Source organism: Mucilaginibacter sp. P4_A11, assembly GCF_056402535.1.
Window position 1 is genome coordinate 96,780 of the sequence record NZ_JBFUHE010000006.1, and the last position, 13,236, is coordinate 110,015.

Sequence of the window (13,236 nt, forward strand, 5' to 3'; positions counted from 1 at the left end):
ATATCATTTAGATAAAATGCCCGATATATTTAACTTTAGGTCATGAAACCTAAGCAATTGATTATCGAGCTGGCAATTATAGTGATAGTTGTTACGGCAACGTGGCTTACCATAAAAGTATCAACGAGCGAGACATTACTCGATATCGAATTACATGATACTTATTTTGTTATTGACCGTTCAACTATCGTTTTGCCTGTATCGCTTTTGTTGATAACCTTAATTTACCTTGTTAAAGATTTGCGGGCTATAAAAGACGATTTCAAAACCTCATCCTTATGACAGCTGCCTTTTTATCACTCATTTGGCTATATTCTTTATCATTATTTATAAAATCCCTTCCACAGCCTGGATGGACAATATATCCTCCACTTTCCGCTTTACCAAATGCAGTCCCCCATATAGGTGAACAAGCCGGCAGGTATTCTTTAATTATCAACAGCGCTAAACATTTACTGCCAATTGTACTAATTGTTTTTATGCTGATATTAGTCGCAAGTTCTTTCCTCACCGGGAAAAACTGGAATGCAAAACACCATGAACAAAACATTAATTAAATTAATACCTGCTCTGTTTCTATGCTTTGCTGCTTTTGTTGAGCAAACATCGGCACAAACCACTTACCGTAAAATCGAGAATTATAAAGCTTACTATGGCTGGGCGCATAACTATCCGCAGGATTGGATGATCCTGCGCCGTTTTGATAATGAAGGGCGTAATTATCTGCTAATGGTAAACCCGCAAACGCTTGAAACCAAAATAAACGAAAGCAGCTTTTACCAGGTCAAGCCCATGAGCATGGAGCAGGTGCGCGAATTTTTCAAAAGCACCCCGTATCAGAAAGCCCTTTCCAAAGCCGAAAAGCAGTCTATAAACATACAGGATGCAGGTATTGAAAGCGGCATCCCCAGGCAAACGGGTATCAGCCTTACAGCCGACCTATGCCCATCGCACCGCCCGCTGGATAAACGGATTTTCACTGATATTTTTACCGAATTTAAAAAAGTAGAGCGGCCGGTTCCTATCGCGCTCTCCGTAACAGGTATCTGGATGCGCCAGCACCCGCAGGACCTGGCCTGGTTAAAACAAATGCAGGCCAACCGCGAGATCTATATCACCTGGATCAATCATTCCTTCAATCACCGGGTAAGTATGAAAGCCCCGCTTAAAGAAAACTTCTTGCTTGAACCTGGCACCGATATCAATTATGAGGTACTGGAAACGGAACAGGCCATGCTGCGCAACGGACTGTTACCATCAGTATTTTTCCGGTTCCCAGGCCTGGTATCTGATCAGCAGTTGGTATACCAGATCACCAACTTCGGGCTTATCCCGGTTGGTACTGATGCCTGGCTGGCTAAAGGTCAGCAACCGCAAAACGGCAGCATTGTATTAATACATGGCAATGGCAATGAACCCGTTGGTGTTAACGATTTTATTAAATTGCTTCAATCAAAAACACGATCCATTGCAGGTAAACAATGGTTATTGTATGATTTGAGGGAAAGTGTGGATGAGGAGTTTAGCGAAGCGCCGTGATTTGGTTGGCAGTGTGAAGTGGCAATTGGCGTAGATATGCAGACTTACGAAGTTTTAAAAACTTCGTAAGTCTTTCATCGCCAGTTCAGCAGCAAAAAGGCAGGTAAAATAAAAGCCCCATAACACTCGCTGCATGGGGCTTTAAACCTAAACCTTATCACAAATCCGGGTGTAGATACCCGTTATTGAATTGTAAATTTAATATGAATTTTTAAATTTGTATCATGTTTGTTACAATTTATTTCTTTCATATCAGACGATATTTATAGGTATTAATTCCTCAGTTTTTCATATTAATTACGGAAAGATTCACAATGAAAACTGGCTTACGTAAGTACTTTGAAGGGCTCGCTTCACGGCAATATTGCTCGTTATACGATCACGAGGAGTGGTTAATGGAAAACTTGTTACAAACCTTTATCAAGATCATCCAGTTGCACCCAAACTTTATGCTCATATGGCTGAGGCGATGCTTCAAAATAAACAGCGGAAATACTAACACCACGTTTCACTTTTTTAACATGGATCCGAAGGTTGAGTCTTAATGGGTTTTGCGTGATATAATCCATCATCTCAACCTTGCCTTCAAATGACTGGATGTCGGTATCATCTTTCTTTGCGTTTTGAAGTTTTACTCTTACCGGGGTGGCAATTGCAGTGTCAATTTTAGCTTCTTTTAAATTAGCGTTTACCAGTCCGGTGTAGTAATCATGCAGGTACTTTTCAAGCTTGGCTTGAGTAAAAGTTGTTTTACCTGCTATTGTCCATAAAAAAGCATAGGTCCAATAACCTTCACTGCCTTTCTTAGCCCAGTCTGGCGAAAAGCGGATATCTTCCGTTCCCTTAAATGGCAACGTATCAACAAATGGCGGCGGCAACACAAACTTTTCGGTATGCCAGTTTTCAGGCACAAGTAACGGATATACAGGTAATGCTTGCTGGCTAAAACATGTATATTTTAACGTAAAGAATAATAAGCAGGTGCAGAGCATTTTAATATATATAAACAGGTTAGAATTATGATTAAAGCTACACCAATTAAATTATAGGATATGCGGCATAATTGTTAAATAGAGTTAATTTTCATTTTTGCCAAGCAATAAGTTACAATTATAAAATAGCTATAAACAGGTATTTTATATATAAAATATTCTTATTAGTTTTAAAACCTAACCCTATCATTATGACCCCATTATCACCTGTTATTACCGGTATGGCAAGGCTGTGCTGTAATCTATCCCTATTCGGATTAAAACATAATTATAACTTAAGCTGCTTATTTTTCTTCATATGCATATTAGGCTTATCAACTAAATCATCGGCACAAGAAGGAAAATCAGACACCATCAGAACCGACTCTTCAATTATTAAATTAATTGATCATGTAGACGCAGGTAAAACTAAAGTTGATAAACTTAGTGCTACAAAAATCGAGGCTGAACGAAAAGTAAATGCTGAACAGAAAAAGATCGATAGCTTGAAGACGATAGCAACAAGAAATCGGAATGCGAATTTAGAACTTGTGAGAGCGCAAAAAAACATAAAGATGCAGATTCAGAATCTCCAGGCGATCAAGCAATCCCTATCAAACGAAAAGTTAAATTACGATACTTTACTAACTAAACTTAAAACTGATGTCGCAAGGCTGGCTCAAAAAACCGCCACGCTAAAAACAGATAGTTCTATGTTAAAAAAAAATATTGATTCCCTAAAAAAAGTGGCCAAAACAGAAAGTGATCGAATACGGATACAACAAGCTACTATTGCCGCTCAAATGGATTCAATGGAAGTCATAGCTCAGTTTAAAATGTATGATACATTAAATGTATTTGTAAAAGTGCGCATTGACCCGGACTTAAAGGATTCTCTTAAGGAAAAAGGGCAATTGATATCTTATTATAAAAAAAAGCATTATAGGTATGACAAATTTGATAACCCTTTAAAAATCATAAAAACCCCAATTCAAAAAGTGCACATACTTGCTCGGGAAGGAATAATGCGCGAAATAGTGGTAACGACGGGTGAGGGTATTTTTAGGAATAAATCGGCCGTAATTGATTTGGCCCACATGGATTCAAGAAACGGAGATACCCTACGTTATGAAAAGCAGAAATATCACAGTGATGGAGATTATAGATATATTTTTCTCGATGACGCCGTTAGCTACACGCCAATGCGATCGTATACCGATCTGCCCTATGCTGATTTTGATATAACACTTACTCCAGATAGCATTCACAGGTTATTCTTACTAAGAGAGTCTACCTCCATAAATTCTTATGTAAATGTATCTGCGTTTACGGACATAAAGGGCATTAGCGGAGAACCGAATGGAATTGCACAGTTTCAAGCTGAAGCAAAATTTATCACCAATACAAAGAATATTAAAAATGGGGCAACAGTTTATCTAAACTATCTTTCTTTTGAAGGAGGTTTATCAAAGTATGACAGTAAATTTAAAGGAACAATGCTAATAAATAAGGATAGTATTAATAGAGGAGACCTTTTCCAACGCTCAAACTATTCAGTAGGCGTAAAATTGAATCTATTACATGGCTTACCATCACCCTTCCCGAAACACCTATTAAATGACTGGCAAATTAATGTGGGCTATAATTTCGTGGGTAGCAGGGTATCAGATACTACTTTTAAAGATAAAGCCAGAACCATCATTGATACTTCATTCAGAACAGTAACATTAAACGAGTGGTACATCGAGCCACAAATAACCGTAGCCCGTCATAATAATTTTGCTCTAACACTCTCACTTCCATTCCACGCCGTCAATATAAAAGAAAGTGCAAAAATAAAAAACAGCTATACTGAGTACTGGGCTTCTCCGAGCATTGACTTGATGTACTATGGCAAGAGAGATACAGGCAATAAATTATTTTTCAGATATCATCATTATATAAACCTTAGCAATAACACGCAATCATACAGCCAGTTGCAGTTGGGTTATTCTTTAAGCTTAACAAGTGTATGGGGGAATAAATAACCCTATATTCATTTATAATCTCATAAACTCAAAAAGGCATGGTCAAAAAACCATGCCTTTTATATTTCAAAGCAAAAAGCTTTCGCCTTTAACCTAATAAAAATTAATAACGATAGTACTCCGGTTTAAACGGACCTTCAACGGTTACGCCAATGTACTCGGCCTGATCCTGATCAAGTACTTCCAGCTCAACACCAATTTTAGCAAGGTGCAAACGGGCTACTTTTTCATCAAGATGTTTTGGCAGGGTGTAAACTTCGTTTTTGTAAGCGCCACCATTTGTCCAAAGCTCCAGCTGAGCTAAAGTTTGGTTAGTGAACGAGTTACTCATTACAAAGCTTGGGTGACCTGTTGCACAACCTAAGTTAACCAAACGGCCTTCGGCCAATACGATAACATCGCTGCCATCAATAGTGTATTTATCAACCTGTGGTTTGATTTCGATTTTGGTATTGCCATAAGCACCGTTTAACCAGGCCATGTCAATTTCGTTATCAAAGTGACCGATATTACAAACGATAGCTTTATCCTTCAAAGCACGGAAATGCTCTTCGCGAACGATGTTTTTGTTGCCTGTTGCTGTAACAACGATATCAGCTTCTTTAATAGCTGTACCTAATTTTTTAACCTCAAAGCCTTCCATAGCTGCCTGAAGGGCGCAGATCGGGTCAATTTCAGTAACGATAACACGTACGCCGGAGTTGCGTAGCGAATCGGCCGAACCTTTACCTACGTCACCATAACCACAAACAACAGCCACTTTACCGGCCATCATTACGTCGGTAGCACGACGGATTGCGTCAACCAATGATTCACGGCAACCGTATTTGTTATCAAATTTTGATTTGGTAACCGAATCGTTTACGTTAATAGCCGGCATTGGCAGAGTACCTGCTTTCATGCGCTCATATAAACGGTGTACACCGGTAGTGGTTTCTTCTGATAAGCCTTTGATTGCGGCAATCAATTCAGGGTATTTATCCAATACCATGTTGGTTAAATCGCCACCATCATCAAGGATCATGTTAAGCGGCTGACGGTCTTCACCAAAAAATAAAGTTTGTTCAATACACCAGTCAAACTCTTCGGCATTCATACCTTTCCAGGCATAAACAGAAATACCGGCGGCGGCAATAGCAGCAGCAGCGTGATCCTGAGTTGAGAATATATTACATGACGACCAGGTAACTTCGGCGCCAAGCGCGATCAGGGTTTCAATTAAAACAGCGGTTTGGATGGTCATGTGAAGGCAACCGGCAATCCTTGCGCCTTTAAGCGGCTGGCTCGGACCATACTCTTTACGTAAAGCCGTTAAGCCTGGCATCTCAGCCTCAGCCAGTTCAATTTCTTTGCGACCCCACTCTGCCAGCGACAGATCTTTTACTTTGTATTTAACGAATGCAGTTTCTACTGATGACATATCGATTTTTATTTTTGAGAGTACAAAGTTAACTTATATCCTTGTGAAAATGAAATGTTTGGTTTTCAGAAACAAGAATGTGCAACCTGTTGTAAAGCAATTGTAAAGCATTAATAAAACTCATTGAGTTATTTTACGCCTGCAGTTGCTTTTGCTTCTCTGCCTGGAGCATGGCCAGGTTCCCGTTGTAAACACCACCATTTTCAACGGCCAGATTTTGTGTTCTAATATCGCCGGTGATACGTCCAGTAGCTTTTATTTCGAGAGATGAGGTATTGATATCGCCCGTTACCGAACCATAAACAAATATTTCTTTGGTAGTTATGTTACCCCTAACCTCCCCTTTTTCGCCCAGGATGAGGCCTTCATCAACATTTACATCACCATTAACCAATCCGTCAATACGTGCAAATGCCGGAGCTTTCAGGTTCCCTTCTAATATACTGCCTTCGCTAATGAGGGTTGATATTGCCTGCAGGTCAAGCGCAACCTTATCTTTTTTAGAAAAAATAGCCATGTTTTGTGAGTTATAAGTATTAAGTCTGTGGTCATGAATCTTAAGGCAAAAAAACGGGGTGGTCAACTATCGACTCCCAGCTTAAGACTTTGAACTTAAGACTTCCGACTCGAAACTTATTTATTCAGGGTTAAAAAATTTACGGGATTAATTGGTTTCCCATTTTTGCGCACTTCATAGTGCAGGTGCGTACCTGTAGAATGGCCGGTTGAGCCCACTTTTCCTATATTATCGCCCACGGTAACCTGCTGGCCAACCTTCACCTCAATTTTTGAAAGATGGCCGTACAGGGTTTCCAGGTTATTGATATGCTGGATCCTGATGCAGTTGCCATAGCCGCCGGCCCATCCCGCAAAAACTACTTTACCGCTCGCAGTACATTTCACCTCATCGCCCCGACGGCCTTGAAAATCAATACCAGGATGAAACTCGGCATGTTCTGAATTAAAAGGATCACTACGGTAACCAAAAAACGAGGTAAATGAACTGATCCTCGGGTAGCCCATTGGCGTAAACGCAATTGTGCTTGTTAAATGTTTAAGATAATCATCATACAGGCTGTAAGCCTCACTATCCGGAAGTTTGGCTGCCTCATTATTGCCGCTGCCACCGGTGCCTTTTACGGCAAATCCCTTAAGGCCTCGCCTTCTTAAATATTCGTTTATGGTTTTAAGCTTTACCTCGATAGACTGGATATAGGATTGCGCCGTACCCTGGGTATTTACCTGTGCTTTAACTACCGGCATGTTACCTTTAAGTTTGGCTATCTGCGCCTGTAACTGTAAATTTTCGGCTTCCTGCGCAGCGCTTTTATGATGAAGATAAAACACCAAACCACCAAGTGCTGTTACAACAGCTACTATGCTCCATGCATAATGTTTAAGCCTGTTAAGGTGCTTGGTTTTTATTTGCAATGATTTTGTATGCTGCTGATTTTTGTTGATGATAACAACAGTACTAATATCAGATGTTTTAGGTTTCATCAAATTCAAATAAATTAGGGAATGCAAGTTATAAATTACTGTCAATAAAACAATATTAAATGTCTATAAACAGGTTATCAATAGAATAGCCTTCTACGTTAATAGTCAACCAATTGTTATTATTGTGTTTTTATAAACGTAAACCAAGTATCATTTCTTATTTTTGTGATACTGATTTTATTGTAAAGCAAAAAGAAATGATGTATCCGGAATATTTAGTAGCCCCGATGCGGGAAGATCTGACCAGGGTTGGTTTTGAAGAATTAAAAGATGCCGATGCTGTAAAAAACGCTATTGAAAGCGAAGGTACAGTATTTATAATGGTGAACTCGGTATGTGGTTGTGCTGCAGCAAATGCGCGCCCGGCTGCCAAAATTGCAGCTGCAAATGGTAAACACCCCGATAAACTGGTAACCGTTTTTGCCGGTATGGAAAAAGAAGCTGTTGATACAGCACGTAACTATATGCTGCCTTATCCACCGTCATCACCAGCTATGGCGTTGTTTAAAGATGGCAAACTGGTACATATCATTGAACGTTACCAGATAGAAGGCCGCCCGGCACAAATGATTGCCGATAACCTGATCGACGCGTTTGAACAATACTGCTAATTGAGCTGAAAGCCGAAGGCTTAAAGCAGAAAGCTAAAAAACATAAAAGAGCTGAGGGAAAATCCTTCAGCTCTTTTTATTTGATGCTGTCTGAATCAGAATTTACAGAATGAAAGGATTTACAGAATTGCTTGTCCCTTCAATTATTTCCTCCTTATTTCTAAAAAGCCTGGTTCATAACCAATCGGTGAAATCAAAAATCAACCAGCGTAATCCATAAAAAAATCCGAAATAGAACCTCCGAAATCCGAAATTAAACTTATTCCGTTTTCAAACTCTTTACCGGGTTCATCGAGGCTGCTTTTATACTTTGATAGCTTACAGTCAGCAGTGTTATTGCGATAGCTCCTATTGCGGTAAGGCCAAATATCCACCAGGATAATACAGCGCGGTACTTATATTCCTGCAACCAGCCCTCCATAAAGTAGTAGGCTGTGGGTATAGCAAATAATAAAGATATCGATACAAGTATCACAAACTCCTTCGACATTAACCGCCACAGGCTAAATACAGATGCCCCCAATACCTTGCGTACGCCAATTTCTTTGGTGCGCTGCTCGGCCATGAATGATGCCATCCCAAACAGGCCCATACAACTGATAAAGATAGCAAGCAGTGTGAAAAAACCGGCCAGTTTGCCTATGCGCTCTTCATTGGTGAATTTGCGGGCATACTCTTCGTCGGTAAACTTATATTCAAACGGACTGCCAGGAGCATATTGTTTAAAGACTGTCTCTATCCGGGCAATGGCATCGTGAGCACTCAATTTGGGGTTTAAGCGGATATCAACAAGCCCGCCCGGGTCATTATCCAGCAAAAATATCGACGACTTAACCGGCTCATATGGCGATGACATTATCATATCCTTCACAACACCGATGATCTTATATTTTTTGCCCCAATCTATTGTTTCACCTACCGCATGCTTAAAATTCATGAAACGGGCGGCAGTTTCATTCACGATCATGCTTGATGAGTCACCCATTTTATTGCGTTCAAAATCGCGGCCTTCAATTAATTGCCACTGGGCAACTTTGCCAAACTCCGGACTAAGGGTTATCGTGGCGAAGTCATCCTGCAAACCGGCAGGTTTACCCCGCCAGTTTAGGCCGCTATTGTTTGAATACACCGCGGTAAGCGGACTACCCGACTCAGCAATTTCAATAATAGCGCCCGATTTAAGCAGATCGTTCCTTACGGCTTCAAAATGTTTATGAATTTCATCGGTACGCATATCTATTTGTACTAATCCCGTGCGCACATAGCCGATAGGCCTGTTCTTGGTGAACTGCACCTGTCTGAAAACTATGACAGTACCAATAATCAGCGTAACCGACACAGCAAACTGTAACACCACCAATACTTTACGCGGCACTGCCGCATAACGGCCGGCCTTGAACGTCCCCTTCAAAACCTTAACCGGCTGAAAGGACGACAGATAAAATGCCGGGTAGCTCCCTGCAATCAACCCTGTAAAAATACTGAAGCTTAAACCCAGCAGCCAGAAAACGGCGTTGCCCCAAAGGATGTGCATGGTTTTATCGGCCACATTATTGAACCACGACAGCGTAAGCTGCGCCAGCAAAACCGAAATTAAAAAAGCAAACAAAGCTAATATTACCGACTCGACAAAAAACTGGCTGATCAGCTGGCTTCTTAACGAGCCTACCGTTTTACGGATCCCCACTTCCTTGGCACGTTTCTCGCTGCGGGCGGTACTCAGATTCATGAAGTTGATACAGGCCAGCATCAGCACAAATACGCCGATAATGCCAAACATCCATACAAACTTAATATCGCCGCCAACATTAAAGCCATCTTTAAAGTTTGAGTAAAGATGCCATTTACTCATTGAATGCAGAAACACTACCGGTTTAAAGCTGGCGCCAACATCATCGCCCTGCGCTTTGATGGCGTGCAGTTTAAGGTCTTTGATCTCAGCAGATACTTTTTGGGCGTCGATGCCGGGTTTCAGCTGTGCGAAAATCTGCCACGAATTATTGCCCCAGCGGGTTTCGGCGCGTTTAAGCCACGACGCTGTGGTCATATACAAATCCCAGGGCGCTATAAAACCCAGTTCGCGAAAGTCGGAATTATGCGGCATGTCTTCATAAACACCAGTCACCTTAACATTCCATACATTGTCAATTTTAATAGTTTTAAGCATGGGATCGGAATCACCAAACAAGGCCTTTGCCAGTGAAGCGGAAAGTAAAACAGACGACGGATCAGTCAAGCCCGACCGTGTACCTTTCAGCATTTTTAAAGTAAGCAGGTCAGGCGCTTCGGCCTGCATATAACTGCCCTCTTTAGTGAGTTTTTTATCGCCATAGGCCATAATATGCCCGTAATTCCAGGAAGAGAGTACCACATATTTAAAATCGTGTTTGTAATCACTCCTCAACTTATAACCCAAAGGTATTGGCATGGCCGTTTGCGAGCTGGTTACCCCGTTAAAAGTCTGATTTTGCCATACCTGAACTATCCGGTCATAATTATTGAAGTTTTTATTGTACGATAACTCATCCCAGATCCAAAGGCCTATGAGCATAGCAACAGCCATACCCACCGATAGGCCCGTAATGTTAATAAGCGTATGCGCCTTGTTCTTAACAAGGTTTCGCCACCCGATGGTTAAATAGTTTTTAAACATGATATTTCACTTAGTCATTTGGTCATTGAGTCATTATTTCATTTTGCCTGCTCAATGACCTAATGACGCAAAGCAAATAACGCATAATGACAAATCTATTCTGATCTCAAATTCTTCACCGGATTTGCCAGCGCCGCTTTTACAGCATGATAGCTTACCGTTAGCAAAGTTATCACCACAGCGCCTACGCCGGATGCGGCAAAGATCCACCAGGTAATTGTCGACCTGTATTCATACTTGAGCAGCCAGCTACTCATGTAGTAATAAGCTGCCGGTATGGCAATAAACAGCGATATGGTAACCAGTACCACAAACTCGGTTGAGAGCAACCGCCACAGGTTGGCTACAGAAGCCCCGAGCACCTTGCGTACCCCTATTTCCTTGATGCGCTGCTCGGCAACAAATGAGGCCAGGCCAAACAAACCAAGGCATGATATAAATATAGCTAACACCGCGAATATGGTGGCCAGGTTACCTATGCGCTGCTCGTCCGAAAACTTGCTTGCATACTCATCATCATTAAATTTAAAATCAAACGGGCTGCCGGGATTATATTTTTTAAATACCGGTTCAATCTTTTTCAATGCTTCCTGCATAGGCATAGTTGGCTTAACCCTTAAAGTTATAAAGTTAACCCAACCCGGGATCATCATAAATATCGAAGCAACCGGCTTGTTGTAAGGTGATTCCATCACCATATCTTTAACCACTCCGGTAACAACATGATCCTGTTTATTCCACCTGATCACTTTACCTACCGGGTTTTTAATCCCGCTCATTTTCACGGCGGATTCATTCATGATAAAAGCCCCGGTATCGGTTGGGAAGTCCCTTGAAAAATCACGCCCCTGGGCAATTTTCCAGCCTACAGTATGCCCATAATCGTAAGTTATGGCAATTGAAGCAAATGTTGGCTCAAACTTGGGATCCTTACCTTCCCATTCAAAACCGCCGTTGCGCGCCCAGATCTCGTTAGTTGTACTGTTGGATTCGGCCATATCTTCAACTGCCCCTGTTTGGATCAGGTCGTTACGCATAGCTTCATAGTGCCCGTAAATTTCGGGGGTATTCATTTCAAAGGTTAGCAGCCCAGCCCGCGAATAGCCAACAGGCCGGTTCTTGGCGTATTGGATCTGCCTAAAAACAACGATTGTACCGATAATAAGCGTTATCGAAACAGTGAACTGTACTACAACCAGCACCTTCCGCGGCAGCGAAGCAAAACGACCAACCTTAAATGTGCCTTTCAAAACCTTTACAGGCTCAAATGACGACAGATAAAACGCCGGATAGCTGCCTGCTACAATACCGGTAAACAATGTAAAACTTAAAACCATCAGCCAAAACCAGGCATTACCCCACGGCAGTGAAATTTGTTTATCAGCAATGTGGTTGAATAATGGCAGCGCTATCAAAATTATCCCAAAGGTGGCTAGCAACGCCAGGCAGGAAAACACTACAGATTCGCTGAGGAACTGGTTAACCAATTGCGAGCGCAACGAACCGATGGACTTTCTGATCCCTACTTCCTTAGCGCGTTTTTCACTGCGGGCGGTACTCAGGTTCATGAAGTTGATGCAAGCCAGCAGCAGTACAAACACGCCGATGATACCAAATAACCATACCATTTCAATACGGCCCCCTACCGGTTTCCGGTTCTTAAAATCGCCGTACAAGTGCCATTTGCTCATAGGATGCACCTGGATAGTTTCATCATAGGATTTAAAATGCGCTTTGGTAACATTACTTATTTTAGCCGAAACCTTATCAAACTCGGCATTATCGGCCAATTGCACATATAGCGAACAACCATGATTATCCCAGGCGGCAGTTTGGGTGCTCCACCAGTTGTTTTTGTTAAAAAAAGGCATCAGGAACCTCGTTTCATAAAACGAGGTATTGCGCGGCAGGTCTTCATAAACGCCAATAACTTTCAGGTTTGTTTTATTATCGGCTTTGATGGTTTTATTAAGGGGATCAGCATCACCAAAAAGTGCTTTAGCTACCGATTGTGATATGATCATGGACGACGGATCTTTAAAATCGGTATAACTGCCTTTAACCATTTTCAACGCCAGCATTGCCGGCATATCTGCTTCTGCCCAGCCACCGGTTTGTGTTATTTTTTTATCCCCCACGGCAAGAATATGCGCCGCCGACCAAAAAAGAGAGAGGTGCTTAAAATTGCTGCCATAGCGGGTGCGCAAATCAGCGCTCAGCGGTACCACTGTAGATCGGAAAGTAATTGTTTCGCCGTTCGACACTTGGTTTACCATAATCTGCCCCATACGGTTATAGGTGCTGTGATACTTATCAAACGACAGCTCATCCCAAACCCAAAGACCGATAAGCATAGCCACCGCCATCCCTACCGATAATCCCGCAATGTTAATAAAGGCATGCACCTTGTTTTTAACAATGTTGCGGAAAGCGATTTTAATGTAATTCTTTAACATATCATTTAGTTCATTGGTTCATTGGTAACAAACATTACATCTCATTGCGAGCGATAGCG

Annotated in this window: 11 protein-coding genes; 5 read left to right on the forward strand and 6 right to left on the reverse strand. The window is 41.6% G+C overall.

What is annotated here, in order from left to right; translation table 11 throughout:
• Positions 1 to 42 precede the first annotated feature (42 nt).
• From AC1DUD_RS13445 to AC1DUD_RS13455, 3 genes are read left to right on the forward strand one after another with little or no spacing between them, the layout of a single operon-like run.
• Entirely contained in the window at positions 43 to 282 is a 240-nt protein-coding gene (locus AC1DUD_RS13445; RefSeq protein WP_477375195.1) for a hypothetical protein, read from the forward strand.
• Positions 279 to 557, forward strand: a complete 279-nt coding sequence (locus tag AC1DUD_RS13450; protein ID WP_477375196.1) for a hypothetical protein — start codon at positions 279 to 281, stop codon at positions 555 to 557. Before AC1DUD_RS13445 ends, AC1DUD_RS13450 begins: the two co-directional genes overlap by 4 nt.
• Positions 538 to 1,539, forward strand: coding sequence for a polysaccharide deacetylase family protein (locus AC1DUD_RS13455; protein WP_477375197.1), 1,002 nt, complete (start codon positions 538 to 540; stop codon positions 1,537 to 1,539). Before AC1DUD_RS13450 ends, AC1DUD_RS13455 begins: the two co-directional genes overlap by 20 nt.
• A 407-nt stretch (positions 1,540 to 1,946) precedes the next feature.
• Here AC1DUD_RS13455 and AC1DUD_RS13460 read toward each other — a convergent pair whose 3' ends face one another.
• Entirely contained in the window at positions 1,947 to 2,450 is a 504-nt protein-coding gene (locus AC1DUD_RS13460; RefSeq protein ID WP_477375198.1) for a hypothetical protein, read from the reverse strand.
• Positions 2,451 to 2,722: 272 nt separating this feature from the next.
• Here AC1DUD_RS13460 and AC1DUD_RS13465 point away from each other — a divergent pair, with 272 nt between their 5' ends.
• Positions 2,723 to 4,537 carry a hypothetical protein gene (locus tag AC1DUD_RS13465; protein ID WP_477375199.1) on the forward strand — a complete coding sequence of 605 codons (1,815 nt, stop codon included), beginning with the start codon at positions 2,723 to 2,725 and terminating at the stop codon, positions 4,535 to 4,537.
• A 103-nt stretch (positions 4,538 to 4,640) separates the two neighbouring features.
• On the opposite strand, the gene ahcY is transcribed toward AC1DUD_RS13465, so the two are convergent.
• The 3 genes from ahcY to AC1DUD_RS13480 form a co-directional block, all read right to left on the reverse strand.
• Positions 4,641 to 5,957, reverse strand: coding sequence for an adenosylhomocysteinase (ahcY, locus tag AC1DUD_RS13470; RefSeq protein ID WP_477375200.1), 1,317 nt, complete (start codon positions 5,955 to 5,957; stop codon positions 4,641 to 4,643).
• Positions 5,958 to 6,090: 133 nt separating this feature from the next.
• Positions 6,091 to 6,474: a bactofilin family protein gene (locus tag AC1DUD_RS13475; RefSeq protein ID WP_477375201.1), complete on the reverse strand. Its 384-nt coding sequence runs from the start codon at positions 6,472 to 6,474 to the stop codon at positions 6,091 to 6,093.
• Between the two features lie 116 nt (positions 6,475 to 6,590).
• Positions 6,591 to 7,457 carry a M23 family metallopeptidase gene (locus AC1DUD_RS13480; protein WP_477375202.1) on the reverse strand — a complete coding sequence of 289 codons (867 nt, stop codon included), beginning with the start codon at positions 7,455 to 7,457 and terminating at the stop codon, positions 6,591 to 6,593.
• A gap of 200 nt (positions 7,458 to 7,657) precedes the next feature.
• Between AC1DUD_RS13480 and AC1DUD_RS13485 the strand changes: the two genes are divergently transcribed.
• On the forward strand, positions 7,658 to 8,068 hold the full coding sequence (locus AC1DUD_RS13485) for a BrxA/BrxB family bacilliredoxin (RefSeq protein ID WP_477375613.1): 411 nt from the start codon (positions 7,658 to 7,660) through the stop codon (positions 8,066 to 8,068).
• Positions 8,069 to 8,327: 259 nt separating this feature from the next.
• Here the strand turns inward: AC1DUD_RS13485 and AC1DUD_RS13490 are convergent, their stop codons facing one another.
• Positions 8,328 to 10,721, reverse strand: a complete 2,394-nt coding sequence (locus tag AC1DUD_RS13490; RefSeq protein WP_477375203.1) for an ABC transporter permease — start codon at positions 10,719 to 10,721, stop codon at positions 8,328 to 8,330.
• Positions 10,722 to 10,816: 95 nt separating this feature from the next.
• Complete coding sequence (locus AC1DUD_RS13495) at positions 10,817 to 13,177, reverse strand: ABC transporter permease (RefSeq protein WP_477375204.1); 2,361 nt, start codon at positions 13,175 to 13,177, stop codon at positions 10,817 to 10,819.
• Positions 13,178 to 13,236: the final 59 nt, after the last annotated feature.